This window comes from Dactylosporangium sp. CA-139114 (assembly GCF_050955725.1).
Taxonomy (GTDB): Bacteria; Actinomycetota; Actinomycetes; order Mycobacteriales; family Micromonosporaceae; genus Dactylosporangium.
In genome coordinates, this window is sequence record NZ_CP192080.1 from 3,513,446 (window position 1) to 3,540,335 (window position 26,890).

The 26,890-nt window shown below is 72.7% G+C and carries 27 protein-coding genes; 1 reads left to right on the top strand and 26 read right to left on the bottom strand.

The window, feature by feature from the left end:
* Nucleotides 1–32: 32 nt before the first annotated feature.
* The 26 genes from ACQP2P_RS15920 to ACQP2P_RS16045 form a co-directional block, all read right to left on the bottom strand.
* Nucleotides 33–485: a single-stranded DNA-binding protein gene (locus ACQP2P_RS15920; RefSeq protein WP_433616818.1), complete on the bottom strand. Its 453-nt coding sequence runs from the start codon at nucleotides 483–485 to the stop codon at nucleotides 33–35.
* Nucleotides 486–569: 84 nt separating this feature from the next.
* Complete coding sequence (locus ACQP2P_RS15925; RefSeq protein WP_433616820.1) at nucleotides 570–1,010, bottom strand: single-stranded DNA-binding protein; 441 nt, start codon at nucleotides 1,008–1,010, stop codon at nucleotides 570–572.
* Nucleotides 1,011–1,440: 430 nt separating this feature from the next.
* Nucleotides 1,441–1,917 carry a hypothetical protein gene (locus tag ACQP2P_RS15930; RefSeq protein WP_433616821.1) on the bottom strand — a complete coding sequence of 159 codons (477 nt, stop codon included), beginning with the start codon at nucleotides 1,915–1,917 and terminating at the stop codon, nucleotides 1,441–1,443.
* Between the two features lie 165 nt (nucleotides 1,918–2,082).
* Entirely contained in the window at nucleotides 2,083–3,033 is a 951-nt protein-coding gene (locus ACQP2P_RS15935; RefSeq protein ID WP_433616823.1) for a bifunctional DNA primase/polymerase, read from the bottom strand.
* Nucleotides 3,034–3,265: 232 nt separating this feature from the next.
* Nucleotides 3,266–5,035, bottom strand: coding sequence for a DUF3560 domain-containing protein (locus ACQP2P_RS15940; protein ID WP_433616824.1), 1,770 nt, complete (start codon nucleotides 5,033–5,035; stop codon nucleotides 3,266–3,268).
* A gap of 87 nt (nucleotides 5,036–5,122) precedes the next feature.
* Nucleotides 5,123–5,581 carry a hypothetical protein gene (locus tag ACQP2P_RS15945; RefSeq protein WP_433616826.1) on the bottom strand — a complete coding sequence of 153 codons (459 nt, stop codon included), beginning with the start codon at nucleotides 5,579–5,581 and terminating at the stop codon, nucleotides 5,123–5,125.
* Nucleotides 5,582–5,666: 85 nt separating this feature from the next.
* Nucleotides 5,667–6,473 carry a hypothetical protein gene (locus ACQP2P_RS15950; protein WP_433616827.1) on the bottom strand — a complete coding sequence of 269 codons (807 nt, stop codon included), beginning with the start codon at nucleotides 6,471–6,473 and terminating at the stop codon, nucleotides 5,667–5,669.
* A gap of 149 nt (nucleotides 6,474–6,622) precedes the next feature.
* The gene (locus ACQP2P_RS15955) at nucleotides 6,623–7,585 is read right to left on the bottom strand and encodes a hypothetical protein (RefSeq protein ID WP_433616829.1); all 963 of its coding nucleotides are present in this window, start codon (nucleotides 7,583–7,585) and stop codon (nucleotides 6,623–6,625) included.
* Entirely contained in the window at nucleotides 7,582–8,022 is a 441-nt protein-coding gene (locus tag ACQP2P_RS15960) for a hypothetical protein (RefSeq protein ID WP_433616830.1), read from the bottom strand. Before ACQP2P_RS15960 ends, ACQP2P_RS15955 begins: the two co-directional genes overlap by 4 nt.
* Nucleotides 8,019–9,596: a DNA cytosine methyltransferase gene (locus ACQP2P_RS15965; RefSeq protein ID WP_433616831.1), complete on the bottom strand. Its 1,578-nt coding sequence runs from the start codon at nucleotides 9,594–9,596 to the stop codon at nucleotides 8,019–8,021. Before ACQP2P_RS15965 ends, ACQP2P_RS15960 begins: the two co-directional genes overlap by 4 nt.
* Nucleotides 9,597–9,683: 87 nt before the next feature.
* Nucleotides 9,684–11,627, bottom strand: coding sequence for a ParB/RepB/Spo0J family partition protein (locus tag ACQP2P_RS15970; protein WP_433616833.1), 1,944 nt, complete (start codon nucleotides 11,625–11,627; stop codon nucleotides 9,684–9,686).
* A gap of 261 nt (nucleotides 11,628–11,888) precedes the next feature.
* Nucleotides 11,889–13,001 carry a class I SAM-dependent methyltransferase gene (locus ACQP2P_RS15975; RefSeq protein WP_433616834.1) on the bottom strand — a complete coding sequence of 371 codons (1,113 nt, stop codon included), beginning with the start codon at nucleotides 12,999–13,001 and terminating at the stop codon, nucleotides 11,889–11,891.
* Nucleotides 13,002–13,513: 512 nt separating this feature from the next.
* Nucleotides 13,514–14,731 carry a hypothetical protein gene (locus ACQP2P_RS15980; protein ID WP_433616835.1) on the bottom strand — a complete coding sequence of 406 codons (1,218 nt, stop codon included), beginning with the start codon at nucleotides 14,729–14,731 and terminating at the stop codon, nucleotides 13,514–13,516.
* Nucleotides 14,728–15,675 (bottom strand): DUF4192 domain-containing protein, encoded by a 948-nt coding sequence (locus tag ACQP2P_RS15985; protein WP_433616837.1) that lies wholly within the window; start codon nucleotides 15,673–15,675, stop codon nucleotides 14,728–14,730. The genes ACQP2P_RS15980 and ACQP2P_RS15985 overlap by 4 nt, the downstream gene beginning before the upstream one ends.
* Before the next feature lie 375 nt (nucleotides 15,676–16,050).
* Nucleotides 16,051–16,365: a hypothetical protein gene (locus tag ACQP2P_RS15990; RefSeq protein ID WP_433616839.1), complete on the bottom strand. Its 315-nt coding sequence runs from the start codon at nucleotides 16,363–16,365 to the stop codon at nucleotides 16,051–16,053.
* Nucleotides 16,366–16,469: 104 nt separating this feature from the next.
* Nucleotides 16,470–16,778, bottom strand: coding sequence for a hypothetical protein (locus tag ACQP2P_RS15995; RefSeq protein ID WP_433616840.1), 309 nt, complete (start codon nucleotides 16,776–16,778; stop codon nucleotides 16,470–16,472).
* Between the two features lie 210 nt (nucleotides 16,779–16,988).
* Nucleotides 16,989–17,933 (bottom strand): DUF4192 domain-containing protein, encoded by a 945-nt coding sequence (locus ACQP2P_RS16000; protein ID WP_433616842.1) that lies wholly within the window; start codon nucleotides 17,931–17,933, stop codon nucleotides 16,989–16,991.
* A 305-nt stretch (nucleotides 17,934–18,238) separates the two neighbouring features.
* Nucleotides 18,239–19,213: a DUF4192 domain-containing protein gene (locus ACQP2P_RS16005; protein ID WP_433616844.1), complete on the bottom strand. Its 975-nt coding sequence runs from the start codon at nucleotides 19,211–19,213 to the stop codon at nucleotides 18,239–18,241.
* Between the two features lie 399 nt (nucleotides 19,214–19,612).
* Nucleotides 19,613–20,104 carry a hypothetical protein gene (locus ACQP2P_RS16010; RefSeq protein WP_433616846.1) on the bottom strand — a complete coding sequence of 164 codons (492 nt, stop codon included), beginning with the start codon at nucleotides 20,102–20,104 and terminating at the stop codon, nucleotides 19,613–19,615.
* A 44-nt stretch (nucleotides 20,105–20,148) separates the two neighbouring features.
* A complete protein-coding gene (locus tag ACQP2P_RS16015; RefSeq protein ID WP_433616848.1) occupies nucleotides 20,149–21,270 on the bottom strand; it encodes a DNA-processing protein DprA in 1,122 nt (373 codons plus the stop codon).
* Nucleotides 21,271–21,371: 101 nt separating this feature from the next.
* Complete coding sequence (locus ACQP2P_RS16020; RefSeq protein ID WP_433616849.1) at nucleotides 21,372–21,515, bottom strand: hypothetical protein; 144 nt, start codon at nucleotides 21,513–21,515, stop codon at nucleotides 21,372–21,374.
* Nucleotides 21,516–21,661: 146 nt separating this feature from the next.
* Nucleotides 21,662–22,711 (bottom strand): zeta toxin family protein, encoded by a 1,050-nt coding sequence (locus tag ACQP2P_RS16025; protein ID WP_433616850.1) that lies wholly within the window; start codon nucleotides 22,709–22,711, stop codon nucleotides 21,662–21,664.
* On the bottom strand, nucleotides 22,708–22,986 hold the full coding sequence (locus ACQP2P_RS16030) for a hypothetical protein (protein ID WP_433616851.1): 279 nt from the start codon (nucleotides 22,984–22,986) through the stop codon (nucleotides 22,708–22,710). The genes ACQP2P_RS16025 and ACQP2P_RS16030 overlap by 4 nt, the downstream gene beginning before the upstream one ends.
* Before the next feature lie 237 nt (nucleotides 22,987–23,223).
* Complete coding sequence (locus tag ACQP2P_RS16035; RefSeq protein ID WP_433616853.1) at nucleotides 23,224–24,264, bottom strand: non-homologous end-joining DNA ligase; 1,041 nt, start codon at nucleotides 24,262–24,264, stop codon at nucleotides 23,224–23,226.
* 209 nt (nucleotides 24,265–24,473) lie between these two features.
* On the bottom strand, nucleotides 24,474–25,745 hold the full coding sequence (locus ACQP2P_RS16040; protein ID WP_433616855.1) for an MFS transporter: 1,272 nt from the start codon (nucleotides 25,743–25,745) through the stop codon (nucleotides 24,474–24,476).
* Complete coding sequence (locus ACQP2P_RS16045) at nucleotides 25,742–26,209, bottom strand: transcriptional repressor (protein WP_433616856.1); 468 nt, start codon at nucleotides 26,207–26,209, stop codon at nucleotides 25,742–25,744. The genes ACQP2P_RS16040 and ACQP2P_RS16045 overlap by 4 nt, the downstream gene beginning before the upstream one ends.
* A 67-nt stretch (nucleotides 26,210–26,276) precedes the next feature.
* On the opposite strand from ACQP2P_RS16045, the gene ACQP2P_RS16050 reads away from it, so the two are divergent.
* Nucleotides 26,277–26,888 carry a superoxide dismutase gene (locus ACQP2P_RS16050; RefSeq protein ID WP_433616858.1) on the top strand — a complete coding sequence of 204 codons (612 nt, stop codon included), beginning with the start codon at nucleotides 26,277–26,279 and terminating at the stop codon, nucleotides 26,886–26,888.
* Nucleotides 26,889–26,890 lie beyond the last annotated feature (2 nt).

Sequence of the window (26,890 nt, forward strand, 5' to 3'; positions counted from 1 at the left end):
GGGCGCATGGCCGGGCCGTGGCCCTGGTGTGCTCAGTGGTGGACGCGTTCGCGGTCGGTGAGCGTGTCGGGGTAGGCGTCGGCGGTGTACTGCTCGCCGTCTGCGGTGGTGATGAGGTCGGCGCGGCGAGCGGGCCGTGCGGGGCCGGGGTGGGCATCGCGGCGGCGCATGCTGACGGAGAGGTTGCGGGCGAAGAGTTTGAGGGCGGGCAGGTCGTCGTCGTTGGTGTAGGCGAGCAGTTGCCCGGCTTCGACGATGACGTCGTCGCCGCGGCTGAGGTTGCGGGCCCGGGTGGCGACGTCGCCCCAGCACAGGACGTCGAAGTACATGGGTTTGGCGTCGGCCTGCTTGCCGGTGTTGTCGCGGTACTGGCGGCGGTGGACGATCTCGAACTGGACGTATTCGCGGGCGTCGCGGGTGACGCCGGCCGTCGGTGAGGTGGTGAGGGTGCCTTCGATGAGGACGGTGAACAGCGGCTGCATCATGGTGGGTGCTCCACGGTCGAGGTGGTGGGACGAGGCGATTCGTGCGCGGGGCCGGCCGCCGGGCCGGCCCCGCGCGGTGCGGTGCTAGAACGTGGGCTCCAGCTCGCGGGTCTCGTCCTCGGTGGGCCACTGGTCCTCGAAGGCGGAGGTCCGGGCGGAGGTCTTGTCGGCGCGGGTCGACGTGGCCCCGTCGAAGCGGGCGGAGAGGCTGAGGTTCTCGGCGGTGACCTGCAGCTGGCCGCCGGGCTTCTCGTTGGCCTGGTTGAGGTAGGCCCAGACGGAGAGGTCGTCGCGGGCGTTGACGACGACGGTGTCGCCCTTGCGCCACTCGGCGGCGCGTTCGGCGAGGCCCTCCCAGGCGGTGACGGTGACCCACATGGTCGGCCCGTTGGTCCACTCGCCCGAGGCGCTGCGGCGGCGGGTGTTGTGCCCGACGCGCAGCTTGGTGACGGTCTTGCCGCCGGGGGTGAAGCGCAGCTCGGGGTCCTCGGCCAGGTTGCCCTCGAAGATGAACGTGAACTGCATGTCGGTGCTCCTATCCGGTGTGCTGGGTGCGCCTCCCCGGGGTGTTGACCGGATCGGGGGGTGATCCGGGTGCCGGGGTGCCGCGCTGACGGGCTGGTCAGAGCCCGCCCATGGGCCGGGGGTGCAAGCCCGGACGGGGAAAAGATCTTGGCGTCGAGCGGAGCGAGACACGCTCGCCAAGATGTTTTCCACGCGGGCTTAGCGCCCTCGGCCCGGGTGGGCTGACCTGGGTCCGTTCAGCAGTGGCGCCACCTGCCACCGGGGTCGCCCGCTGGTGCGGCATCCGGAGCCGCGCCGGTACCGGTGGGTGCGTGGCACCGTTCGCCGTGGCGTGGGCTGGGTGAGGCATTTGCGGTTCGCCTCGGGGTGAGCGGCGCGGTGTTGGCGTGCCGGGCCGACATGTTTGCGCACCGGGGGTGGCGGTAGCCGCCTACGTGGTGCTGTTCGGCGGGGGCGGCGGGTCGTGGGCTGCGTCGACGGCGGCGCGTGCGGCGGCGGAGTCGGTGTCGCTGACCGCGGTCCAGATGGTGCGGGCGAGCTGCCAGGCCACGTCGCGGTAGGAGGTCAGCTCGAACGGGAGCCGCTGTCCGTCGAGGCTGATGGTGTAGGCGGTGACCGGCCCGCGCGACAGCGGCCGGGTCACCTCGAACATGGTGACGAGCACGGTGTGGGTGGCGCGCGTGGCGATGGTCAGCTCGAACGTGGACGCGTGCGGCACTGGCCGCCGGTGCCAGCGGTTCTCCCGGTAGATCGGCGGGTCGACGTGGACGCCGAGCAGCCGGGCGACCTGGGTGGAGATCTCGCGGCCGAAGGTGTGCACGCCATACTCGCCCGGGGTCGGCTGCGCGGAGATCGGCATGGTGTAGGCGTCGGGTTCCAGGTCGGGCGGGTCGGGAGTGGACAGCACCGGGGGTTCCTCCCCTGGGAACGGATGAGGGCTGTGCCTGCCTCGGCAAGGCGGGCACAGCCCTCGGGGGTGCCGCGTCGGCTGACGCGGCGGTGGGTTCGGGCGGCACCGTTGGCGGTGTTGACCGCAGCGGCCGGGTCACCGGATGCCGCGGTGGGCGGCTGGTCAGCGGCGGGGCCGGCGTCGGCCGGCCCGCCAGCCGGACGCGATGGTGCGGCGGGTTTCAGCCGGGGTGAGCCCGACGTCGAGCGCGGCGTCGGTCAGCCGAGCCCAGATGGTGGCCTCGTCGAGGCCGCCGCGGTCGGCGAGTTGCCCGAGCCGGAACGCGGCCAGGTGCAGGGCGTTGTTACGGCCGCCGGCGATGATGCGCTGGCCGTGGCGGATGACCGGCCGAGGTGCGGCCCGGATCCGGGCGAGTTCCCCGTCGAGCGCAGCCCGGGTGTAGCGGTCCGGATCGGTGATGGTGTCCACCGCGATGGCGGTTGGTGCAGGCGTGGGGGGCAGGACGAGACGGCGCAGCGGCGGCGGGCACTCTGGCAGCGGGGCACTGGTCCGCGGCTGCTGGAAGGTGTAGCGGCGGCCGATGACGTGCAGCGATGGTGGTGCGACCACGCCGCCGCCGTGGCCGCGCCAGTCGACGCCGGGCAGCATCCCGACCCGGCACGGTAGCGCGGACGCGGTGAACCACAGATGCCAGCCGAGCCCGGTTCGCACCAGCGGCCCGGCCGGGCGCACGACGTCGAGCAGGTCCAGGACAGCGCGCAGCCCGTCGTTGGTGTCGATGTCGCACACGTCGAGGACGGTGCCGGTGGCCAGGCCGACGTTCGCGTCGGGCCAGCGCCGCCACCAGGCCCGCAGCAGGCCCGGGTTGGTGGTGGCGTCGCGGACGCCATGTTCCAGCCGCGGGTGTTTGCCGGGCGAGCCGCATTCGGCCCCGTCGCGGCAACTGCATCCTTCGGTCTGGTGCGGCGTGTGCAACGGCATGACGGCGATGCCTGCCGCCGCGTAGCGCAGCGCCGCGCGGAGCAGCGCTGCCCGTGACGTGGGCATCGGGCTCGGGGCGTTGGCTGGGCTGAGCGCCTGCCCGGCGACCACCGTTTCGGCAGGACGGACCATGGCGGGTCACCGTTCCGCACCGGTCGGCCCGGCGATCGCCGGGAGCCGGGTTGCACGGTCGACGTCGGTGCCCGGGGCGCGCGGCGGCTGGGCTGGGTCGCAGCTGAACCGCTTGCCGGCGGCGCAAGTGTGTGCTGGCATTTCGAGGTACCTCCAGAGTGGTACAGGACCGCCTGCGGCGCGCCAGGGGTCTGGTGGGGCGCGGGCGGTCAGAGGGTTTGGCGCCGGTATTTCAGGTGGCAGCGTTGGGCGTCGGGTCTGCGGTGCAGACACGGCCGCTGGGCCCGGCCGGCGGTCGGGCCGTCGGTTCGCTGGAGTGAGGGCAGTGCACGGCGAGCCACTGGTGGGTCTGGAACTCGCGGCTGCTGGTGTCGGTGAGGGTGACGGTGACCCAGTCGCCGCGTTCCCGGCGGTGCTCGACGTCGCTGACGTTGCCGACCGGCCCGGCGAAGTACGGCCACAGCGTCCGCCCGCTCGGCCCGTGGTCCCAGACACCGGCGACGATGTCGCCGGCGTGCAGTTGCTGGGGGTGGCGGTCGACCGGATCACCGGCCGGCATCCGCCACACCGGCTCCTGCTCGTCGACGTCGAGCGACGCGACGATGTCCGGCACCGGTTCGCCGGCCTCGAGGCGTTCGAACACGCCGTGGTAGGCGGCGGCGAGCCGGCGCCGGTCGGCGAGGGTGCCCGCGTCGTCCTCGGCCGGGGTGAAGGCCTGGACCTCGGCGTCGGACGCGGTCAGGTCGAGGCCGTGGACGAGCCGCTGCGCCCACCGCACATGCATCGAGTGGACCTGGGCCTCGGCGTTGTAGCCGGCCGCGGCCGCACGGCGCACATGCTGGGCCCACCGGGCGACCTTGACGGCGAGGTCGACGGGCCACGGTTCGCCGTTCGGGGTGTCCCATTGCAGGCCGTCGCGGCGGCGGCCGAAGATCTCGTCGAACGTGATCCGCTGCGGCCACCGGTCGCTGTCCAGGCTGACGCTCTTGCGGTTGACCCGGGTGACCCTGTACCAGCCGAACTGCCCGACCCGCACCGCGTCACCTTTGGCGAGGTTGTCCGGTCCCCACGCTACGAACTCGCCGGACGCGGCCCGCTGGGCGAGCTTGGCCTGCTGGTGGGTGATGTCCTCGGTGATGCGGTCGAGGTCGCGTTGGACGCGTTCGCGGTAGCTTTCGCTGCCAGGCCGGTCCTGGATGTCGGTGAGGGTGCGCTGCAGTTGCCGTTGCTCGGCCTGCAGCCGCTCGATCCGGCGCATGATCGCCCGCGGGTTGTCTTTGGCGGCGTCGTTGGCGCGCGCGCCGGCGGCGCGGCCGGCGAGGTGGTTGGCGTAGCGGTCTTCCTGGAGGGCCCGGTCGATGTTGTTCCAGGCGTGTTCGCGGCGGTTGCGGTCGGTCGGGTAGGAGTGGTGGCCGGGCATCATGGGCTGCCCGAGCGGGATGCCGTCGAGGGTGCGATCCGCGGCGGCCTGCCGAGCGTCGCGGCGTGACGCGGCCATGCTGGCGCGTTCGTCGAGCCGGTCGGCGCGCTCCTCGGCGCGGTCGCTGCGGGCGGCTTCGCGTTCGGCGGCGGGCCGCCACGTGTCGTCGATGTCGATGATAACCTCGCGGCCGCGTTCGCGCAGCGCGTTGGCGGCGGCGTCGATGCGCCACCGTTGCGCGTCCTGATCGCGGCTGCCGCGGATGTAGATGCCGACGTCGCGGGAGTACCGGAAGCCGTGGTGCTTGACGATCTCCCAGACGCCGTCGCCTTTGCGGGAACCGGTCAGGATCGTGCCGTCGGCGTGGGTATGGGTGATGGTGATCGGCATGTGCTGTCGCTCCTTCGGGGAAATTGGGCTGGGAACGCCAATCGCCCGGCTCCGCGTGGCGCGGGCCGGGCGATTGGCGAGGTGCTGGGAAATGCTGGTTAGGTGCCTGCAGTGCTGCACGTCGGCGGGTCCGGACGGTGGCGCGCCGCAGCGGTGCGCGGCGTGGGCCTGGAGGAGTCCGACGAGGCTCATGCCGGCCTCGATGAGCACGGTGCGGGGTGCCGCGGGCGGTGCAGGTCAGCCAGTCGCCGTCATCTCGGCGCGAATCGCGGTGTCGGCTCAGAACATGCCTTCGGTGGTGTCGACCAGCGGGTCAGCCAGGACCGCGAGGCGGAACAGTCGCCAGACGAGGTCGCGGGCGGGCCCCCAGTCGCCATCCCAGCTGCCCTCGCTGCCGATGCGGAAGGTGCTGGGCAGCAGCAGGTGGGCGCGTAGCAGGACAGCGGTCACAGCCAGGTCGTAGGGCTCGGCGTTGGTTTTGCAGAAGCGCCACTGCCGCCGGCCAGGCCCAGGGCTGTCAAGGTGGAACGCGTCGCAGGCCTGGTCGACGACGCCGTTGAAGGCGACGCCACCATCCGGGTCGAGCCATGGCGCACCGGTGCCGTCGGGTCCGGCCAGGCGCGACCCGGCCGCGGTGACGGCATCCAGGATGCGGCGGGTGTCGGTGAACAGCTGCGGCCAGGCGGCGGCGTACCAGCCGCTGTCGGGCTGGCAGCGCCACGAGTGTGTGTAGCCCATGTGTGCCTCCACGAAGGTCGAGTTGTGCGTCCGGACCGGCTGTCAGAACTGGGATGTCGGGGCCGGGGATGGCGGGACCGGTGGGTCAGGAGTGCAGGGACCAGGTGCCGGGCTGCGGTGCGTCCAGCGGGTAGCTGGGGATGTGCGGGTGGTCGAGGACGGTCGCGCCGTCGTAGCGGGGCCGCCACACGACGGGGTCGTCCGCGCTGGTGCGGCCGGATGCTTCGGCGTGGCAGCCGGGTGCGAGGCAGGTGCGGCGCTCGCCGTGGAAGATGACGCCGAAGACGAGGCCGCTCAGGTGCAGCGATAGTGGTCCGTCGCGGTGCACGAGGCTGGTCGCGCCGAGGCTGGTGGCGAAGAGGGTGGCGAGCTGGCGGTGCCAGCTGGACAGTGCCTGTTGGTAGGTGTCGGAGCTGGGCCCGTAGAAGGCGGCGAGATGCTGCAGGTGGGTTTCGCAGGCGGCGATCTCGTCGGCGGCCTCGCGGCTGACCTCCAGGCGGTACACCTGGGGGCGGTGGTCCTGGTCGCTCAGCCACGGTGCCGGGACGGTGGGGTCGTCGTAGGCGGAGGGCATGAGGTTGACCAGGTCCAGTCCGATGGTGATGCCGCCACCCCAGGCGTGGGCGCGGTTGGTGACCGCGTCGGCGATCGCGGTCCATTGCGTCTGCGGGATCGCGTACTGGCGGGGGTCGATCCGCTGCTGCGGGGTGGTGCCGGTGCCGGGGTAGGTCTGGCCGAGGTCGGCCAGCAGCGCGTCGAACACGCCGATGACGGCGGCCACGAGCAGGGTGGTGGTGTCGGTGGCGGCGTCGATGCGGCCGCGGATGCTCTCGAGCTCGGCGGCGGTGAGCGGTCGCCGCACGCGGTAGGCGGTGTCGGTCGGGACGGGCATGGTGTGCTCCTTGCAGCAAGTGGGGCGGCCCAGCGTCGGTGCGGCGCTGGGCCAACCGGGGATGTGATCGGTCACAGCCGGTCCGGGACTCGCCGAACGTCGGCCGGTGTCGAAGCGAACAGGTTTGTGGACGGCTGGTGGAGGCTGGGTCAGGGCCGGCGGAAGACGGCGATGCGGCCGTCGTGGAGGCGGACCTCGTGCGCGTCGGCGCCGAACAGGTGGTTGGTGAACGCGTCGAGGTGGAAGAGGCTGGCTGGGATCCCGGCGGCGTCCAGGGCGGCGGTCCACCCGCGCCGGTCGCGTTCGGTTCCGGCGAAGCCGCGGCGGGTGTCGTGGATCCCGGCGAAGGCGTCGGCGAACGCGGCCTCGATCTGCTCCGGGGTGGGGTTGCCGCGGGAAGCGCCGGCGAGGTCGAGCCAGTCGCCGATTACGTCGGCCGGCAGGTGCTGCTGCGCGGCGAGCCGTTCGATCGTGCACAGCACCGGCAGGTCGAACACCTCGCGGTGACGGCCGTAGTCGCCGTAGCCGAAGGTGTCCACGATGAGCGGCTCGACTCCGGCGGGTACGCCGGTGAGCTTGGCGAGGTGCGTGCGGGAGGTGTCCAGGTCGGCGCCGATGGGCGTCCAGAACGTCAGCGTCGGGTCGGCCGGGTGGGCGGCCAGCACGCGCGTGTCGAACGGGTCCAGCGGGCTGGGGACCGGGTAGGGCGACTGGTCGTGGACGCGTCCCTCGCGCACGTCGCGTAGCACGGCGAGTTCCTGCAGCGCGCGGCGGGTGAGCTGGGACAGTGCTGCGACGGCCTTGGTCTGGTGGTCCAGCTGGTAGCTGGTCCGGTCGGCCGGTGGGGTGATGACGGTGGCGTTCCGGGTGAGCCAGGCGACCGGGGTGGCGTCGCTGGACACGACGTACCAGATGCTGTCCGGCCCGGCCGGTGTGTCGCCGGTGCGGTAGATGCTGTCGTGCAGCTGGCGGGCGGCGTCCGGGGCGAGAGCGCCGGGTGGGATCGGCGCCGGGTAGACGGCGCGCAGGCAGCGGCCGGTCAGCCGGCCGGCGGTGACGTCGGCGCAGGCGCGGATCAGCCGCCACGCGTCGGTCTGGGTGCTGCGGGTCATCGGCGGGTCTCCTCGGTGAGTTGGAGGTCGGGTGGGACGGTGCTGCGCCAGGTGCAAGTCATTGGGTCGAGGACGGGCCGGTCGTCGACGGTGACCGCGAGGCCCCAGTCGTCGCGGTCGGTGTCGGTGGCGGCGCTGGTGATGGCGACGTGCAGGTCGCCGATGCCGGTGGTCGGCTGCGTGACGCGGATGGTGTAGGGCCCGGCGGTGACGGTGCCGGTGAGCAGCCCGTGCCGGTCCTCGCTCACGTCGGCGGTGAAGTCCCAGGTCTCGTTGAGCAGTGGACGGCCGCTGCCGGTGATGAGCTGGGACAGCAGTGAGACGACGTCGGCGCCGGACGGGTCGGTGGTGCTGTTGAGGTAGGCGGTGAGCTCGTCGACGATGCAGGTGTCGGGATGACGCCCGTCCTGCGGGTCGTCGGATGCGGTGCTGGTCATGCGGTCGCTCCAACGAGGTCGCGGGTGTGGTCGTGGATCTGCGGGGGCTGGCCGGTGATGGTTTCGACGAGCGCGGCGATGAGGTCCCGGGCGGCCGGTGGGGTGACCGCGTTGCCGGCCTGGCGGACCTGTTCGCGGCGGGTGCCGAGGATGACGTACTCGGGTGCGAACGCCATCCCGAGTTGGATCTCGTGCAGGGCGAGCATCCGGAAGAAGCAGTCCAGCGGTGACAGCGACGCCGCCGCACCGCCGGCGAGCACCCCGTACCGGTCTACTGTGGACAGTGTGCCCATCGGGTGGCCGGTGGGCCGGGCCACGCCGGTGCCGTAGTACGGGACGAGCAACTCGGGCCAGGTGAGCAGGCCGTGGTGGTTGCCGGCGGCGGTGACCGTCGGCAGGGCAGCGCTGCTGGCCGGGCGGGCGACGCCGTGGTTGCGCATCGGGATCACGAGGGCGTCCTGGTGGCGGCCGGTCTGCGCGCGCAGCGGCCGGTCGACCGGCCGGACGTGCGCGACGGTGGCGCGCCCCTCGAGGCCGACCACCAGCGGCGGAACCGCCACGCCCAGTGATTGCTGGCCGGGGATTGGCGGGATGGCCACAGCGTCGTTCTCGCGGGTGGTGCGGGTGGCCATCGGGCTGTCCACCGGTGTGGCGGTGGTGCGCCAGGTGCCGCCGGTGGGCACCATGAGCGGCCGGGCGTAACGGGTGAGCCCGGCCTCGATGCGGGCCATCGTCTTGGCCGCCAGCGGGGTGGTGCGGTCGGCGATGCGGGTGCCGGTCAGGCTCCAGTCGATGGCTGCCGCGGCGGGCAGCACCTGCGGGTAGACGCGGTGGCCGCGGCAGTCGGGTGTGGGGCAGGCCCACACGTACTGGCCGTGGCTGCCGTAGCGGCCCCAGGGCCGGTCGGGGTGCTTCCATGCCTGGATCGGCTTCTGGGTGATCCCGCACCGTTCGCAGGTGGCGTCCGGGCGGGTCCAGCGGCGCAGGTCCGGGCAACGGCCGAGGCTTGCCAGGTGCCCAATCGTGTACCAGCGATCCCTCGACTGCGGTGCGCCGGGCCCGCCGGCCAGCGCGAACATCGAGTTGAGGTAGACGGTGTGCAGGCAGTAGCCGAGGTCTTCCAGGGCGATGCGCCACGCCCGGTAGGGCAGCCATTTGACGACCTCGACGACGTTTTCCACGACGAAGCCCAGGTAGGGCCGGCCAGCGAGGAGTTTGGCCTCCACGAACCGCACGGCGTCCCACATGGTGGCCCGGGAGCGCTCGGCGGCGTCGGCGGGCAGGGGCTGGCCGAACAGGTCGGGGATGCGGTCGGCCGCCCGGATACCTTTGGCCTGGGAATGGTTCGTGCATTCCGGAGACGCCCACAGCAGGTCGGTGGCCGGGTAGCGGCGAGGGTCGACCTGGGAGATGTCGGCGCAGTCGTGGCCGGCGTGCGGCAGGTTGTGCTGATGGGTGTCGATGGCGCGCTGCCAGTGGTTGGCGGCCATCACGGTCAGCACCCCGTGCACCAGCTCCGCACCCGAGGACGAGCCGCCAGCACCACAGAACAGGTCAGTCAGCGTGAGAGTCATGTGAGGCTCCGCGAAGACGCAGCGACGGCGGGAGCTCCTGCTGTGTGCAGGTGCTCCCGCCGTCGCCGGTCGGCAGCGAATCGGCGGTCAGCCGACGCCGATCAGCGCCGCGCCCGCCAGCTCTCCGCCCCGTTCGTCGAGGCCGTCGTCGAGGTCTGCCGGGATGGGCTGGGCGGCACCTTCGCCGGCGACGGTGTCGAGGTTGGTTGCCTCGTCCGGGACGTCCGGCTCGCCGGAGCTGGCGGCGGTCATCTCCAGTGCGATGTCGCCGGCGGCGTCGGCGAGGTCCTCGTCCTCGTCGGCCGTGGAGCCGTCGCCGTCCTCGCCCTCGTCGTCCGCCCCGCCGCCGACGTCGTCGATGCCCTCGGCGTCCGGGTCGTCGTCTTCGTCTTCGTCGTCGGGGTCCTCCTCCTGGGTGAGGGACTCCAGCAGCGTGGTCTCGGCCTCGGCGAGGGGGTAGCCGTCGGCGACGAGCTGTGCGTACCACTCCGTGATCGCCGCACGGTCCAAGCCCCACGCGCCGTCCCTGGCGGCCAGTGCGACGTTGCGCTCCTGGCCACAGATCCACTTCGCGACCAGGCACCGGCGCAGCCGGTCCTCACCGGCGGTGGCCAGCACGTCGTCGCCGACCCCGCCCAGCGCGCCGTAGAGCCCGTCGATGTCGCCGAGCGTGATGCGCCGCGCTCCGGTCACGGCCTGGCGCAGCGCGGCGACGAACAGCCGCTTCGCCGCCTTCGCCGGCCCGTAGGTGGTCGTGATGAACTCCCGGCGTACGCCCTTGGCGACCTCGAGCGCGGCGATGTACTCGGCGTGGACGCGCTCACGCTCCAGCTTCTCGGCGAGTTCCTCGTCCGACAGCTGCCGGCCGTACGTGCGCTCCACCTTCTTGTAGCCGTAGGCGTCCGGGTCCGTGCAGTACACCACCGTGTTGGCGGCGTTGCCGACCTTCTCCACGAACGCGGCGAACCCCGGCAAGGTCCGCGCCACCTGCGGGTCGATCCGCTTGCCGTCGCCGTCGACGAGGTGCCGGGCGTCGACGGCGGTGCCGGTGTAGCCAAACCCGGCCGGTTTGGCGGTGACCTTCACCCCGTCGACCACCAGCTGCGCCTTGGCCAGTTCCTTGGCCCGGTCGGCCGCGCGCCTGGCCAGCTCGCCGGCCAGCGCCTGGCGGAACTTCCAGCCCGACTCAGCCATGAGTACCCGCTCCGTGGCCTTCGGGTCGTCGGCGAGCTGCTCCAGATCGGCCGCCTCGGCCAGGGTGAGCTGGCCGGCGTCGACTTTGGCGGTCACGGCCGCGGGCAGCTTGCGCAGCTTGAGCGTGTGCACCACCGTCTTCTCCGGCACACCGCGCAGCTTGGCGATCCGCTCCGTCGACCAGGCCAGCAGCGTGAGCTGCTCGAAGGCTTCCGCCTCCTCGGAGGCGGTGAGGCCGACGCGGTGGACGTTCTCCACCAGCTGGGCCACGATCCGCTTCGCCTCGTCATAGTCGGTGGCCAGCAGGCACGGCACCTGGAACTTCTTGACCAGGATCGACGCGTACTTGCGGCGGTGGCCGATGACGATCTGCCAGGCGCCGTCGCGGCCGGGTGCCGGGATCACCACCAGCGGCTGTAGCACGCCGACCTCCTCGATCGACGCCTTGAGCTCGGCCAGCTGCCGCACACCGGCCGGCAGCTGCTCCAGGTCGCCGTCGACGAGCGTGCGCAGTTCGTCGAAGTCGGGGTCGTCGGACAGTGGCTCCGGGGTGAGACCGAGGCTTTCGCGCAGGTTCTTGCGCAGGTTGTTGGGGTCGTCGAGCAGTTCACGCGCGTCGAGGTACTCCGCGACGAGCTTCGGCAGGACGGAGGCGGCGTCACGGGTTTCCTCGCCGGCCGGGCCGTCCTCGGTCTGCTCCAGGTCCTCCGTCGGCTCGAATTCCTCGATGTCGGCGCCGTCCTCGGACGGCTCGCCGATCTCGAGCAGGTCGGCGGTGGGCGGCGCGTCGACGTCGGTGTTGTCCAGCGGCGGGGCGGGCAGGACTGCTGTGCTCACGATGCTTCCTCCAAAACGGGGAGCCGAAAATGTTGGTCACCGCCCGTGCCGCGCGGTGCGCGGCCGATGGGTGGTGCTGGCCCGATCCGCCCGGGCCGGCCGATCGGCGCCGGCCCGTCAGGACCCACCCGCCGCCGTGGCTGCACGCCCGGCGGCGGGTGACCGGGTGGGTCTTGCGGGACCAGCCGTGGTCGGCCAGGATCGGCGGCCAGCAACCGCACCCGGCCGGCACCGCAGGCCGGGATCAGCTCTGGCAGGTCGCTACGGTTTCGGGGTGCTCCAGTGCTGGCGGGCGCGCCGGTAGGCGGAGCGGTAGCGCTCGCCGGTGCTGGCGCAGCCGGGGCACAGCCCGATCTCGGGCCCGGCCAGCCCGCACTCGCCCGGGTCGAGGCTGTACCCCGCGCTGAATGGGCCGAGCACACCGCGGGGGTCGTTGTCGCCGTCGTCGAAGCCCCACAACAGCCACCGGCACTGCGCGCATCGGCCCTCGTAGCGCAGGACGCGGTCCCGCCCGGTCCAGCTGTCGTAGCGCACCTGCACCGGCATCGACACGGCCGCCGCGGCGGTGAACTGGGGCGTGTCGACCGACACTGGCGGCTGTTGCGGCACCGTCAGCAGGTATTCGGGTGCGTCGGTGCGCATCGGCTTGGTCAGCCGCACGACGCGGCACGCGAAGTCGGACCCGGACTCGGCGAACGCGTCGCCGGGCAGCGGTTCGTGGCTGCCATGGTGGTCGATGAACAGCCGGGCGTCGCGGTGCAGCGTATCGCCGCGGTAGGCGAGGCTGGCCGGCACGACAGCGACGAGCCAGCCACCGCGACGCAGCAGGTGCCAGGCCGGCCGCAGGTGCTCGAACCACAGGTTCGGCGAGTCGGGCAGCGCGAACGGCGGGTTCATCACGATGGCGTCGAACACGGTGCGCTGCGTGGCGGCGCTGGCCGCGTACTGCTCGAACGTGGACTGGTGCAGTTCCACCGGCGAGTCGGGTCCCGGGTGGCTGGCCGCGCAGACCGCGGCCCGGACCGGGTTCGGCTCGATCGCGACCACCCGCACGCGCGGGTTGGCGCGCAGGATCGCCGCGACAAGCGCGCCGTCGCCAGCGGACGGTTCCAACACCCGCGCGCCGGCGGGCAGGAACCGCAGATCGGTGTAGGGCACGTTGCACAGCTCGTCGGCCAGGTCCTGTGGGGTGCGCACGTAGCCTTCGCTGCTGCGGTCCGGCGTCGGGGTGCCGCCGTTGCGTAGCGCGTCAGCGACGAGCCGGTCCACGAGGCGGTCACGGGCGGCTGGGTCGACGCGGAACTCGGCGTTGCCGGAGGGGGGCGTGACCGTGGTGGCGTGGGAGCGCCGGCGGACGGGCGATCTGCTGGGCATGATGCGGGTTCCTTTCCGCTGGTCTGGCTGGAGCGATGGGAGGGATGCCGGGGGCAAGCCGGGGCGGCGGAGGCTGATGGGTCGCTGGCCGTGCGCAGGTTCGGCGTTGGGCTGCTTTGGGCAGATGCCGACGGGGGCGTCCGGCAACAGGCCGCTGCCCGGCAGGGCGGCTACGTCTGGGCGTGCCAGTGGCGGCCGAGCGGCGTGCAGCGCGCCCGCAAGCAGCAGCGGCGCCGGCAGATGCGCAGCCCGCCGCGGTGGATGCGCGTGCTGGACGCTGGGATGCTGAGATTCGACGGCAGGCCGGCGGCGACCTCAGCCGGCGGCTTGGACCGGAAGGCCGCCGCCGGATCGGTGGTGACGGTGACAACGAGGGTTGCTGCGGCGGTACGCGCGGCAGGGCCTGCTTGGGCGGGCCCGGACGGGGCGCCCTGTGCCGCAGCACGTCGGCCCGCCGGCTACGGCCAGCAGCCGGGTCGCGTCGGTGCTGTGTGTTTCGGCGCGGCCGCGGGCTACGACGGTGCCGGGGTGCGCGCGGGGTCGCGCGTTGTCCGCGGCCTGGTCGAGCGGTGATGGATCCAGGCGGCGAAACAGGCCGCGTGGCGGTCGGCCGTCACCGCGACGACCGACCCGGTGCAGATGACCTGCCATCGGGCTCGCCCGCGTCCGCGTGGGCCGACCTGGTTGATCGTGTACTGGCGGTTCGGCAGGCGGGTATGTCGGCGGGCGGACATCAGTGCGGCGGCGAATGCCGGAACGAGGCGGCGGTAGTCCCAGTGGACCTGGTGGCCGTCGTGGTCGGGCCAGGCGCCGGTGCCGCCGACGACGGCCCACCACAGCCGGTCAACGGTGCGGCTGTCGAGGCCGTCACACACCTGTCGGCTGGTGCCGCCGAGCATCCGGTACACGTCGACGCGGGCCGTCTGCCGCCACGATGCCCGCACGTCGCGCCGCTCGAGGTCGGCGAGGTCGGCCTCGTCGAGCACGGGGTGGTCCTGGCGCAGCCTGCAGAGCACGTCGACGACATCAGGTGGCAGGTCGGTGACGAATGCCCCCAGCGCGGTGCCATCGGCGGAGCGAAGATCTGTCCACAGGTCGGGGTAGCGTCGGCGCAGCGTCCGGTAGTTGCTCCGTTCCACTGTGGACGATTGCCCGGCCGTTGCTGCGTCGCGGGCGATGGCTTCGAGGCTGACATGGACGGCCTGCCGTTCGTGCTGGCGCCACCGGCTCACCTCGATGGCGGGTAGGTGACCGAAGCGGCGGCCGAGGTCGTGGTCGGTGTATCCGATCCGGAACCCGGCACCGGTCAGTCTGTCGAGGACGGCAGCCGCGGCCGTCCGCAGCTGGTCGTTCAGCCACGCGACGTCGCCCGAGCGCATGGAGATCAGGGTGGCGTGCAGCGCTGCCGCAGTGGCGAACACGTCGTCGTCGGCCCGGCGCGCCGCGATGACCACGGTCCGGCTGGCCGGCGATGAGGCGTGGCTGGCGGCCGTGGCGGCCAGGTCGGCGCCGAGCAGCAGCAGCGCTGTGTGCTGTCCGTGCCGGACGGGGCCGATGTCGTGATAGTCGGCCAGGTAGACGCCGGTCTCGGCGGCGCACCGGCGGATCCGGGTCCGGATGGTGTCGTCGGCGGTGGCCAGCACGACGGCGCCGCCGAAGCCGGCCGGGGAGTCGGCAGCTTGAGCGATCGCACCGCCGTGGCGGCGGGGCGGGTTCGCAGGGCGGGTCATGCCGGGCGTCCGCTGCGCGACGCGTCGGGCAGCCGCCACACCGGGACCACCTGGTCCGCGGGGATGTTCGCCCGAATCGAGGCGACGATGATCCGCAGCATCGGGTTGTTCAGGTTGACCGTGGCGGCGCGGCGGGCCGCGGCCAGGGCGAGGGTGGTCTCGCCGCGCATCCAGGCACACCACGCCGCGAGCGCGGCCGGGGCGCTCACGTAGGCGTCGGGTACACGGCGGGTCAGGTCTAGCCACAGGTTGCGCTGCCACATCTGGTGGCTGGTCACGTGCCAGGCCGCGTCACGCAGCGGTACCTGCTGCAGCAGCCAGGCCATGCGGGCTGCCTCGTCGTCGGTGAGCCGCCGGTCGAGCATCGCCTGTTCGAGCAGCGCGTCGAGCTCGGCGCGGGTCGGGTGATCGCCGACCGGGATCCGGGCGATGGCTGCCGCGACACCGGCCTGGGCGGCGGGGTCGGGCTCGGCCAGGGCCAGCAGGCCGGCGCGCGACGGCAACGCCACGTCGCCGCGGACCGTCGCCGCGGCCGCGATCGCGGTCGAGCGGGGGGCGAACGGGACTCCGGTGACCGCGTCGCAGCGGCAGCCGGCCGTGAGGCAGTAGAACGCGTCGCCGCAGACGATGCCGACGGCGCCGACCAGCACGTACCGGTCGAGAACTTCGGCGATCGCGGCGACGTCATTGGCGGCGGTCACCGGCCCATACCCGATGATCATGACTGTGGCGGTCCGTGTATGGGCGAGCGCCTGCTGGACGCTGTCGGCGACGACGGCAGGCGGCGTGTCCAGTGCGACGTCGGCGTAGGTGACCACCCGGCCCGAGGCGGTGAGATGGACGATGACGACGCTGTCGGACGGGTGGTACTGCAGCAGGTAGGGCAGCATGCCCAGGAAGTCCTCGCGGCTGCGCAGCCGCAGCGGCCTGGTTGCGTTGTGCATGTACGGGTGCTCCTTGGATGAGGCCCGGCGGGCGGCGACGCCGAGCCGGCCGGTCGGCGGGCAGTGCAATGGGTGGCCCAGGCTTGGTCGCGCCGGTGGGTCGCGCTGACCCGAGGCGCGGACCGTCCCCACGAGCGCAGCCAGCCGTGGCCGGCCGGTCCGCCGAACGGTCGGATGTGACGCCTGCGGGCTCGTGGTGTGCGCCCGGCGGCGTGCCGGCGCGCCTTGCCGGGCAAGGGCGGGGACGGTAGAAGCGCGGCAGGGCGGCGACGGCCCCACTGCCGCGACCGAACCGCCCCCGCGCGGGGCCGGGCTCAACATGCCGGCCCGGGCCGGCGATGATCGCCGGCCACAGGACCGGACAGCCGCGACGGGTCAGGACACCGCCGTGACGAGCCGCACCTGTGCGGTTGCGTGCCCGTCGGGCGTGTCGATGTGCACCGGCGTCGCGGCGAGTTGTTCGACGAGGGCCTGGAATACCCCGTAGCGGGCGAACGGGTCGCGCAGGTCGAAGGCGGCGTGCACGGTGACGGTGGCGATCACCCGGAAGGTGCGCGGCGCTGATGGAGGGCCGGCGGCCGGTACGGGGGCGTGGTCGGCATCGGTGGCCTGGGTGCGGGCGTGCGCTGCCAGCTCGTGCGTCGGCTGCGGTGCGTCATCCGCGCCAGGCGGTGTGGTCTGGCTGGTCATGAGCAGCGGCGCCGTCGGGGCTGGTGGACGCCGACCTGTGCCGCGTCGGGGTTCGGCGGGCAGATGCTGAGCCCGCCGGCGGTCGTCGTGTAGTCCACGGACATTCAGGCGTCGCCGATGAGGATGATGGGGGTGCCGCAGCGGCGGCACTCGTGCTCGGCGGTGTCGGCGTAGGCCTCGTGGTCGGCTCGCCACCGGCCGCCGTCGACGGCGAGGTTGAGCCGGGCGAACGGGGCACCTACGTGGTGCAGGGTCCGGGACCCGTCCGGGTTGAGTGTGCGGCGGGCCAGACGCGCGGGTTCGCCGTGGACGGCGTAGGCGATGTACGACGATCCGGCGATGACGACGAACGTTCCCCGCTCGTCACGGGGCGGCAGGGTCGGTGTCAGGCTCGGCAAGGTGCGTGATGCCATCGTGGTTCCTCGCTTCCAGCATGCCCCTGCCGGCGGCCGATTGAGGATCATGAGGGTGATCCCCGGCCCTCCGTCGCGGCTGGGCCTGCGACGGATGGCGGGTCCGGCCGCCAGCAAGGGGGTGCGAATATCGGTTGGATCAGACCCGGCGGGTTCGCCGGGACGGCATGGGAACGTCCAGCAGCCCGGGCACCGGCTGGTGCAGCAGGGTCACGCCTGATCGGCGTCGTGCGGCTCGCGGGGCATCGGCCACACCGGGACGAGCTGCGTGGGGGGAATCTTGGACAGGATCGACGTGACGACCAGCTGCAGCATCGAGTACGACGGGTTCGCGCGGCCGGCGCGGCGGGCCGCGGCGAGCGCGAGCGGGTTCTCGCCGCGCATCCACGCGCACCATGCCGCCAGCGCGGCGGGCGCCGGCACATACCGTTCCGGCAGCCGCCGGGTCAGGTCCAACCAGAGATTCCGCTGCCACATTTCCCGGCTGGTGGCTTCCCAGGCGGCGTCGCGCAGCGGGATGTGCTGCAACAGCATCGCCATACGGGCGGCCTCGTCGTCGGTGAGGCGCTGGTCGAGCATCGCCCGTTCCAGCAGCTCGTTGAGGTCGGCCGCGGTCCAGCTGTGACGGCTGGGCCGGCGCTGGATGGCTTCGTCGACGGCGGCCTGCGCGGCGGGGTCTGGCTCGACCAGGGCCAGCAGGTCGTCACGAAACGGCAAGGCCACCTCGCCGCGGACGGTGGCGTACGCGGCGACCTCGGTCGCCCGGGGGTCGAACGGGATGCCGCCCAGCGCGCCGCAGTCACAGCCGCGGACCAGACAGTGGTAGTAGCCGGCGGACACCAGCCAGGTCACCCCGACCGGGACGTGCCGGTCCACCTGGTCGGCGACCGCGGTGACGGCGCATGCCTCGGTCAGCGGACCGTAGCCGACGATGAACACGAGTTCGGCGTCCGTGCGGCTGGCGACGTCGCGGATCTTGTCGACGGCGTCGGATGTCGGAACGTGCAGGGCGACGTTGGTGCACGCCAGCACCCGCCCGGACGATGCCACGTAGAGGGTCACGATGCTGTCGGAGGGGTGATAGCCGAGCAGATACGGCACGGTGCCCAGCACGTCGTGCGGGCTGCGCAGTTGCGGCTTGGAAGTGTTGGTCATGATCGGGCGCTCCCTCATCAACGTTGGCGCTGATCGACGGCTGGCATGGGTTGGTGGTGCGCTGCGGCTCGCCTGTGGCCGATTGGCCGCTCGGCTGCGTCACCGGGTCGGGGTCCGGCGCGACACACGAGCGAAGCGGCGGCCGGCGCCGACGGCGGCCGGTGTGGGGTGGCGAGATGGGTGCCGCGCTCGGCAGGCCGGGGAGCCGGCATCGCCGGTGCGCATCGGCGCCGCATCCGCCGTCGGATGCGGCCCGACCGGGCCCGGCCACCGTGGCGGCCGGGCCCGCGAGCGCATGCAGGGCGCTATCCCACCGAGGAGAGCAGGTGGTCGTCGCCGGCGGCGGGCGGCCATTCGGCCACGACGTTCGGGGGCAGTTTCGCGTGGATCGCGGTGCAGATCATGGCGGCCAGCCGGTTGCCCGGGTCGGCTTGGAGGGACCGCTGGGCGGCGGCGAAGGCGAGGTGGGCTTCGCCGCGCCGCCAGGCGCACCACGCCGCCAGCGCGGCCGGCACGGCGACGTAGCGGTCCGGAACGCGGCGGGTGAGATCCAGCCACAGGTTGCGCTGCCACATCTGCTGATCGGTGGCGTACCAGGCCGCGCGGTGCACCGTGCAGTCGTCGAGCAGCACCGCGAGGCGGGCCACCTGAGCGTCGGTGAGGCGCCGGTCCGCCCGGGCCAGGTCCAGCAACTCGTCGTGGCGCAGGTCGGTGTCCGTAGGAGCGGGCCGCGTGTCGTCGGCCAGCGCCTGCCGCAGCGTGCGGCGGATCGCCGTGCGCACCGCGATGTGGGCCGCGGGATCGGGTGCGGTCAGCGCCAGCAGGTCCTCACGGGAGGGCAGGGCCACCTCGCCGCGTACGGCAGCGGCAGCGGCAACCGCGGTGGCTCGCGGGTCGAACGGGATCCCGGTGACCGCCGCGCAGCCGCAGCCGGGCTTCAGGCAGTAGTAGCGGCCGTCGGCGACGAAGCACGAGTAGCCGACCGGCACCGATGCGGTGATACCCGCGATGAGCGCCGTGACGGTGCTCGCGGCCGGCAGCGGCCCGTACCCGACGACCAGGACGTACTCGGCCCCCGCCCGCCGGGCGGCGTCGCGGACCTCGTCGACGGCGCGCGCGACCGGGGCGGCCAGCGACAAGATGTGGACCGCCCGGACCCGGCTGCCCGACTGCACGTACAGCACGACGATGCTGTCGGCGGGGTGGTAGCCGACCAGGTAGGGCACCATGCCCAAGAGGTCTTCCGGGCCGCGCAAGACCTGCGGTGTGGAAACTGACATCGACGGAACACTCCTTCGCAACGACAGATGCGCGAGCGGCTGGCGACGTGGCGTCCATGGGCCGCTCGGCACGGGGCGGCCGGTCCCGCGGTGATCGCGCCGGGCCGGGCCGTGCTGACCCGATGCGCGCACCGGCCCGGCAGGCCGTGGCCCGGCAAGGCCGTCGGCCATCGCTGTGACCAGCCACGCGTGCGCCGCTGCCGTGATGCCGATGCGTGGCTGGCCGGCGTGCCTTGCCGGGCGAGGCCCGGGACGGTACAAGCGCGGCAGGGCAGCACGGCACGCAACGGCCGCGCCCGCGGGCCCGTCGCCACGTCTCGCGGCATACCGGACAGACACGGTCTGGTGACACCTGCGAATCCAGCACTCCGTGCTGCGGCGGGTCTGCCGACGCTGCTGTCAGCCGTGCTCCGGCATCGCCAGCGCCGCGGCTTCGGCGATGTCGTCGCGGTCCGGATGATCGTGGCCGGCGAGGTCGGCGATCGTCCACGCCAGCCGAACGATGCGCGTTGCCGTGCGGACGGTCACCGTGCCCGTGTCAAGTGCCGCGTGCAGCAACGCGCGGCCGGCCGGGGTGAGCCGGGCGGCACTGCGGCGTACGACGCCGTCGGGCACGTTGTGGTTGGTGACCTCGGCTCCAGTGGCAGCGGAGCATTCGGCCCAGCGGGCAGCTGCGGCGGCCAGGTGACGCCCCATCCGGTGATGATGTGCTGGTCGGCGGGGAACGGCCCGCCAGCGTTCATGGTCATGGTGGTGTCCTTGGTCGTGAATCGACGAGGGCGTGTGCCCTAGACGGGCGGTGGTGGCGGCGCGGGCCGCCGCGCTGCGGGCAGCTGCCCGGCCGGCGAGGGCTGCGGTACGACCGGTCGGCCGTACCGCAGCGATCCGCATCTGGTCGGGCTTCGCTTCGCCGCGGTGGGCGGAGGCGGCCAGGGTCAGGTGGTGGTGGAGACCTCGACGGCCTGGTAGGTGCCGTCCGGGCCGTACACGCCGGCGGTGAGGGTCGCGCCGGGCTTCGGCGCGGTGAACAGCACCTGGAACGCCTGGTCGGCGGCGTTGTGGTGGGAGTCGGAGGCCACGTAGAACGGCGGGACGGTCTTGGCGTGCCACCACCCGTCGTCCCATCCGGCCGTACCGGAGACCCGGTACAGCTCGCCGCTGTCGAAGCCGGCCGGGCGGCCGGGACTCGGCGCGGTGAGCGCGGCCAGCACCGACGCGGCATCGGTGACCAGATGCGCCGCGCCGGCGGCGAGCAGGTCGTGGCAACCGGCCGACAGCATCGACCCGACGTGCCCGGGCACCGCACACACCGGCCGCCCGGATGCGGCCGCGGCTGCGGCACAGGCCAGGACGGGGTCGCCGCGGCGGGCCTCGACCACCACTGTCGCGGCGGTCAATGTGCCCAGCAGCGAGGCGACGACCGCCGAGCGGGCGTCGCTGGGCGGGCAGCCGGGCGGGAACGGACTGATCAGGGCCCCGCGGCGGGCTGCCGTGTCCGCGATGCGCTCGTAGACGTAGGGCAGGTCGCCGTCGAGACCGGCACCGCTGACCAGGACCGGCCGGACGACGGCCGCTGTGCGCAGCGCGGAGGTGACCGCGTAGTCCGCGCCGAGCCGCACACCGGTCACCGCGGTCCACCCGGCGGCCGCGAGGCCGGTCGTGAGCTGCTCGGCGACGAACAGCCCGTACTCGCTGGGCGCGGAGCTCCCGGTCAGCGTGACGGCCCGCTGCACCAGCCGGGCGACCTGCGGGTCACCCCGCACCCACAGGCACGGCAGCACATCGCAGCCGGTCCCGGCCGGCCAGCCCTGATCACCCCGGACCAGCAGGTGCAGTCCGGTCTGCTCGGCGCGGTCGCGCAGCGCCTGGCCGAACGCGGCCAGGTCGCCCACGCTCGAGGCGTCGCCGATCGGGAACGGCTGGTTCTCGGGAAATGCCCAGGCGGTAACGGGAAGGTCATGCGCCTGCAGCACGCCCGCAGCATCCGGCGGCGGGGCGTAGCCGACGAACCAGGACAGCGCGGCGAGCACGTTGCGCACATTCTCATCGATGATCATGCGTGCCGGACCTCCACAATGCAGTGCGGGGCCCCGGCGCCGTGCTCAGCGGCTCGCCGGGGCGGGGACGGCACGCAAGGCCCGTCCGGGCGCAGCCGGTGTCAAGCCGGCCACCGCAGCAGTGCGCGCACGACGCTGGCCGGTCCGGCCGGCTTGACGACGGCCAGACCGGGCGGGACCGTGACCGGCCACCGCACCGCGAGCCAGCCGTGCACGGCCGACGGGTGTGCACCGACCGTGCCCATGCCTCCCGCGAAGCCACCGACACAGCCCGCCATGCGTACGGTTCAGCTGGCCCTACGGCGACGCGGGATGGTTGACGTACGGCCCACCCTGACGGCGTTGCTGGCAGACAGCGACGCGAACGCGCGCGATCGGCCGGGCGGTGGTGTCAGTAACCGAGTTCGTGTTCGTCGGCGTGGACGGCACTCGATGGTTCGCCCGGAGCGAAGCGGTCGTGCAGGTGTGCCGGGTCGCTGTGGTGGTGGCTTCGGCTGCCGGCCTGCGGCGCTGGGAGGGTTGTGCCGAGAGCCGGGCCGCTGGAGTGGTCCGCCCTCGTGGCGATCGTGTCGGCGAGCTGCCGTACGTCGCGCAGGGTTGCGGCCGTGGCGTCGGCGAGCAGTTGGGCGAGGTCGGGGCGTAACTCGTCGGGGAGGGTCGGGGCGAGTGCCGCGGCACGAGTGAACAGGTCGGTCGTGCCAGTGCTGGCGAGGCTGGCGGCGCGGCCCTGCTCGACGGCCGTACGGGTGGCTGGTGGTTGCTGCCATAGGCCGTCGATGAGCTGGTTGCGGTAGAGCTCGTGGCCGTTGCGCTGATACACGTGGACGACGTCGGCCAGGCGGTGCTGGTCAATCCGGTCGGCGGTGGCGAGCAGGCCGGTGTAGGCGGTGCGCTGGTAGTCGGGCGGGGTGTAGCGGCCGTAGCCGAGTAGGGCCCGGTCGGCCTGGTAGCGGTCCAGGACGCCGAGGCGGCTGTGGAGCTCGTGGACGGCGAGGATGGCCACCTGCGGTGTGTAGGCGAGGGCGCGGAAGCGGTTGATGAGGGCTTCGGCGTGGCCGGGGTCGGCGAAGGTGGTGGACAGCACGATGTCGTAGCGGCGGCTGGTGGCTTCGGCGATGGACATGCGCAGCCAGCGTTGGGCGTCGCGTTGGGTGTAGGCGGCGGCGGTGCGGTCGTCGGCGAGCGACAGTTGCTCGTAGCGGGGGTGGTAGGTGCGCAGGTCGTCGACGTCGATCGCGACGGCGTCGGTACGTCCGAGCTGGGCGAGGACGGCGGCTTGCGCGACGGATTTCCCGGCGCCGGGCTGGCCGACGACGAACACCGCGACCGGCAGCTGCTGCGGGGTACCGGTGAGCCGGTCGGAAACGATGTCGTCGGTGAAGATCCGTTCGGCCTCGTCGAGCGGCAGCACGTAGCGGTCGCGATCGAGGTCGGCGGTCATAGCGGCGCGGACCGCAGGTCGCGCAGCAGCGCCGGACTGTCGGCGAGGATCCGGGCGATCGCGGCGTGGTCGCCGGGGGCGAGGTTGCGTTGCTGCGCAACGATCTGGGCTCGTGCGCCGCGGAGCTGGGTGATGTCGTCGGACGGTTCGGCTCTGGCGATCCGGGCGTTGTAGGCCGCGGCGAGGGCACGCAGCGCACCGATGGCGCGGTCGTACTCCGCGCCCTGGTCGGTGCTCCAGGGCTGGAGGTCACCGTCGAAGCGTCCGGCGTTCATCGCCACCTCCCTGCATGGTCGATGGTAGATCGTCGCAGCGGCTGGGCGGGGCGCTCGCCCGCTGCCACTCCGGCTGGAGGGTTGGCTGGTTGGCGAGGAACATCTGGTGATACCGAGTCGGCTGGCTCGGGCAGCCGCGGCATCGACAGCCGCGACCGAGTCCGTGGGGCTGGCTGCACGGTTCGGCCGCGGCAGCCCTAGAGGCCAGCGCCGGATGGTCGGCCCGGATCGGTGTGGTCAGGCGGCTGTGGTGCCGATCTCTGACAGTGTTGCCACATCGACGCCGGCGACGGTGAGCAGCTGCAGGGCCTGATCCATGTCAAGGTCGTCGACAACGTCGGCGCAGTGCACGAGCCGGCACCATCCGCGATGTGCCTGGCGGATCACCTCGATGCGCCAGGCGCCGTCGGGCGTGCTCATCGCGCCGATCACCTCGAGTGGGGCCGGCAGCCGGCCGGCCGGGTGCTGGCGCGGGCCGGGAACGGTGAGGTCGGTGCGGACGCCGCGCCAGACCGGATGCCGGAGTCGGCCGTCGTCGGTGGTGGTCTTGAACGCGATCTCGGCGGTGACGACCGGCTCCACCCAAGTTGCGGCGGCGGCCTCGGCGCGGGGCACGTCGATGACGGTGGGGGTAGCGCGGCGCAGCGGGCCGAGCAGCTGAACGAGGTGCCGCAGCTCGCCGTTGGACAGGCCACTGCCGACGCTGCCGATGTAGCGCAACCGACCGTCGGACGTTTCGGCGGCGAGCAGCAACGCGCCGATCACGCCGCCGCGGCGGCCGGTGCCGGGCCGGAACCCGACGACCCGCGCGTCGCAGCTGCTAACGAAGACGTGCTTGCGCCAGCTCGGCGAGCGCCGACCGGGCAGATAGCGCCCGTCGTTGGCCTTGGCCACGATCCCTTCGAAGCCGCGACGGGCCATGTCGAGAGCATGGACGGCGTCGTCGAACACGGGCGGGACCCACACCCGGTCCCCGTCGAGGCCGAGTTGCTCAAGCAGTGCCCGCCGCTCGTGGTACGGCAGTTGGATCGTCGGGTGCCCGTCGAGGTGCAGCACGTCGAAGACGACGAGCCGGACCGGGACGGCGGCCAGCAGGGCCGGGCGGGGCGAGCCGACGTGCACGCGGCGCTGCAGCCGGGCGAAGGACGGCAGCGACGTGGCCGGGTCGACGGCGACGAGCTCGCCGTCGAGCACCACGCGCCGGCCGCGCAGCGCGAAGACGACTTCCCGGACCTCCGGGAATCCGTTCGTGATGTCGTGTCCGCCCCGCGAATGCACGGCCAGATCGGTTCCCGCGGTCCGAATGATCGCTCGGATGCAACTGGAGATTCGATGGGTTCCGTGCGGATGGAAGCGGCGAATCAGGTGTCACAAGCGTTGGTGCATAGGGCCGTCCGGGGGAGGTTCGACGATCGTGGAAATCTGCAGATTCCTCTGACAATCGCGTTCGGACTCCTGGAATTGGGGAGTTACTCGCAGATTGTCGTTCATGTCCGTGAGCATGCCGCCGATGCACCTGTGCCCGCGCTGGTGACCTGGTGCAGTTCTGGGTCGTGGCGGCGCTGGGCGTAGCGGACGGCCGGGGGCACCGCCGCTCCGGTGACGGCGAACATCGCCCCGGCGATGTACCAGCCGGGGCGGCCCCATTCGACGCACAGCCAGATCAGCAGGCCCGGTCCGAAGGCTTCGGCGAGCCCGGCGCCGAGGCCGAAGACGCCGAGGTACTGGCCGGTGGCGTGCTCGGGCGCGAGCGCGAAGGAGACTTCGAACCCGGCTGCGGCGTGCCAGAGCTCGCCGATGGTGTGTACGACGACTGCTGCGATCAGTATCGTGGCGGCTGCCCAGCCGGGGATGCCGGTGGTCAGCGACACGAGGCAGCAGGCGGTCAGGAATGCGAACCCGGCCCGGCGGTATGCGGCGGCGCCTGCTGGGAGCGAGGTGACGTTGCGGCTGGCCCGGACTTGCAGCGCGATGACCATGAGGGTGCCGGTGAGCATCGTCGCCGAGATCAGCCAGCGTGGGGCTGCGGTGTCGGTGACGAGCCAGAGCGGGATGGCGACGGTGAGGACCTTGAACTGGATGGCCATGATGCCGTCGAGTGCGGTGAGGAGCAGGTAGGGCCGGTCGCGCAGGGCGATCCACCGCGGCCTGGCTGTGGTGGAGACCGCGGTCGGCGGGAGGAAGACCAGGAAGGACGCTGAGGCTGCGGTCAGGGCCGCGGTCGCCCACACCATGACGTTATAGGCGGCGGCGGTGCCGACCTGGACGGCCCACCCGGCGAACAGGGCGCCGATCGAGACGCCGACGTTGGTCACGGCGCGCAGGTAGGCCCGGAACTGCTGGGGCCGTTCGCCGCCGTGGCGGCGGATCAGCGGGCTGCGCGCGGCGACGCCTGCGGCCTTCGCGCCGGTCGCGACGCTCACTGCGGCGACGAACGGCCAGAAGTCGTGCGCGAACACGAACCCGGCGGTCGCGGATGCCTGCACGAGTAACGCCCAGGCGTATACGCCGCGGGCGCCGCGCCGGTCGGCGAGGTGCCCGACGGCGATGCCCAGCCCGAGGGAGACGAGCCCGGCGATGACGAGTCCGAGTCCAACATGGCCGGCGGGCAGATGGGCGGCCTCGGTGAAGTACAGCACGCCGGCGGTGAGGTACATGCCGCTGCCGAGGGTGAAGACCAGGTTTGCGGCGGCCAGCAGCCGGGTCGGCCCCGACGTCGGGATCAGATGGCGTGCGAGCCGGGACGGCGCGGTGGTCAACGGGCGGGTCCGTCCGGGCAGGTGGTGCAGGCGCCGTAGACGACGACGCCACCGTCGTGTCCCTCGAGGTCGGTGGTGAACGTCCCGCTGGCGGTGGCGGCCTCGATCACGGCTGCGACGGCTGGCGGTGGGAGCTGGCGGACGGTGCCGCAGCGGCGGCAGACGGTGTGGTGGTGTGGCCGGTCGGCGAGCCCATAGGTGAGCGTGCCGCCGACCGGCACGACGTGGACCACGCCGACGTCGGTGAGCGCGTTGAGGACCCGATGCACGGTGGACAGATCGGCCGGCAACCCGCCGGCGGCGAGCCGGGCGTGGACGCCAGCAGCGCTGAGGTGGGCTGCGGCAGCCAGGACGCGCAGGACCGCACCGCGGGCGCTGGTCACCCGGCCGCCGGCGGTGCGGATGACGGTCAGCGCGGCGGCGATGCGTTCGTCAGCGGTCCGCATCACCCTCCCGTCATGCACGGCTGGAACCTTATTGCAATATGGTGGCAGAAACCACAGAGTTGCAGAACCCTCGGAAGGACTGCGCATGGCCGTCTACACGCTGCCAGATCTGCCCTACGACTACGGCGCTCTCGAGCCCGCCATGTCCGGGCAGATCCTGGAGCTGCATCACGACAAGCATCACGCCGCCTATGTGAAGGGCTCCAACGACGCCCTCGACCAGCTCGCCGAGCTGCGCGAGAAGGGCGACTTCGGCCGCCTGGTCGGGCTGGAGAAGACCCTGGCGTTCAACCTGTCCGGGCACGTCCTGCACTCGATCTTCTGGAACAACCTGTCACCCGACGGCGGCGACCGCCCCGACGGCGACCTTGCCGCCGCGATCGACGAGCATTTCGGCTCGTTCGACGCGTTCGCCGGGCAGCTGTCCTCGGCGACGAAGCTGGTGCAGGGCTCCGGCTGGGGCGTGCTGTCCTGGGAGCCGCTCGGCCGGCGGCTGCTGGTCGAGCAGGTGTACGACCATCACGGCAATGTCGGGCAGGGTTCCACGCCGCTGCTGGTGTTCGACGCGTGGGAGCACGCGTACTACCTGCAGTACAAGAACGTCCGCCCGGACTACGTCGACCGGCTGTGGAACCTGGTCAACTGGGCCGACGTGCAGGCCCGGTACGCGGCCGCGACCGCGGCGCCGGCCGTGTAGCC

Coding starts and splice junctions, on each gene's coding strand:
- ACQP2P_RS15920 (WP_433616818.1), bottom strand. CDS start 485: ATGATGCAGCCGCTGTTCACCGTCCTCATCGAAGGCACCCTCACCACC.
- ACQP2P_RS15925 (WP_433616820.1), bottom strand. CDS start 1,010: ATGCAGTTCACGTTCATCTTCGAGGGCAACCTGGCCGAGGACCCCGAG.
- ACQP2P_RS15935 (WP_433616823.1), bottom strand. CDS start 3,033: ATGGTCCGTCCTGCCGAAACGGTGGTCGCCGGGCAGGCGCTCAGCCCA.
- ACQP2P_RS15940 (WP_433616824.1), bottom strand. CDS start 5,035: ATGAGCCTCGTCGGACTCCTCCAGGCCCACGCCGCGCACCGCTGCGGC.
- ACQP2P_RS15945 (WP_433616826.1), bottom strand. CDS start 5,581: ATGGGCTACACACACTCGTGGCGCTGCCAGCCCGACAGCGGCTGGTAC.
- ACQP2P_RS15950 (WP_433616827.1), bottom strand. CDS start 6,473: ATGCCCGTCCCGACCGACACCGCCTACCGCGTGCGGCGACCGCTCACC.
- ACQP2P_RS15955 (WP_433616829.1), bottom strand. CDS start 7,585: ATGACCCGCAGCACCCAGACCGACGCGTGGCGGCTGATCCGCGCCTGC.
- ACQP2P_RS15960 (WP_433616830.1), bottom strand. CDS start 8,022: ATGACCAGCACCGCATCCGACGACCCGCAGGACGGGCGTCATCCCGAC.
- ACQP2P_RS15965 (WP_433616831.1), bottom strand. CDS start 9,596: ATGACTCTCACGCTGACTGACCTGTTCTGTGGTGCTGGCGGCTCGTCC.
- ACQP2P_RS15975 (WP_433616834.1), bottom strand. CDS start 13,001: ATGCCCAGCAGATCGCCCGTCCGCCGGCGCTCCCACGCCACCACGGTC.
- ACQP2P_RS15980 (WP_433616835.1), bottom strand. CDS start 14,731: ATGACCCGCCCTGCGAACCCGCCCCGCCGCCACGGCGGTGCGATCGCT.
- ACQP2P_RS15985 (WP_433616837.1), bottom strand. CDS start 15,675: ATGCACAACGCAACCAGGCCGCTGCGGCTGCGCAGCCGCGAGGACTTC.
- ACQP2P_RS15990 (WP_433616839.1), bottom strand. CDS start 16,365: ATGACCAGCCAGACCACACCGCCTGGCGCGGATGACGCACCGCAGCCG.
- ACQP2P_RS15995 (WP_433616840.1), bottom strand. CDS start 16,778: ATGGCATCACGCACCTTGCCGAGCCTGACACCGACCCTGCCGCCCCGT.
- ACQP2P_RS16000 (WP_433616842.1), bottom strand. CDS start 17,933: ATGACCAACACTTCCAAGCCGCAACTGCGCAGCCCGCACGACGTGCTG.
- ACQP2P_RS16005 (WP_433616844.1), bottom strand. CDS start 19,213: ATGTCAGTTTCCACACCGCAGGTCTTGCGCGGCCCGGAAGACCTCTTG.
- ACQP2P_RS16010 (WP_433616846.1), bottom strand. CDS start 20,104: ATGCGGATCGCTGCGGTACGGCCGACCGGTCGTACCGCAGCCCTCGCC.
- ACQP2P_RS16015 (WP_433616848.1), bottom strand. CDS start 21,270: ATGATCATCGATGAGAATGTGCGCAACGTGCTCGCCGCGCTGTCCTGG.
- ACQP2P_RS16020 (WP_433616849.1), bottom strand. CDS start 21,515: ATGGGCACGGTCGGTGCACACCCGTCGGCCGTGCACGGCTGGCTCGCG.
- ACQP2P_RS16025 (WP_433616850.1), bottom strand. CDS start 22,711: ATGACCGCCGACCTCGATCGCGACCGCTACGTGCTGCCGCTCGACGAG.
- ACQP2P_RS16030 (WP_433616851.1), bottom strand. CDS start 22,986: ATGAACGCCGGACGCTTCGACGGTGACCTCCAGCCCTGGAGCACCGAC.
- ACQP2P_RS16050 (WP_433616858.1), top strand. CDS start 26,277: ATGGCCGTCTACACGCTGCCAGATCTGCCCTACGACTACGGCGCTCTC.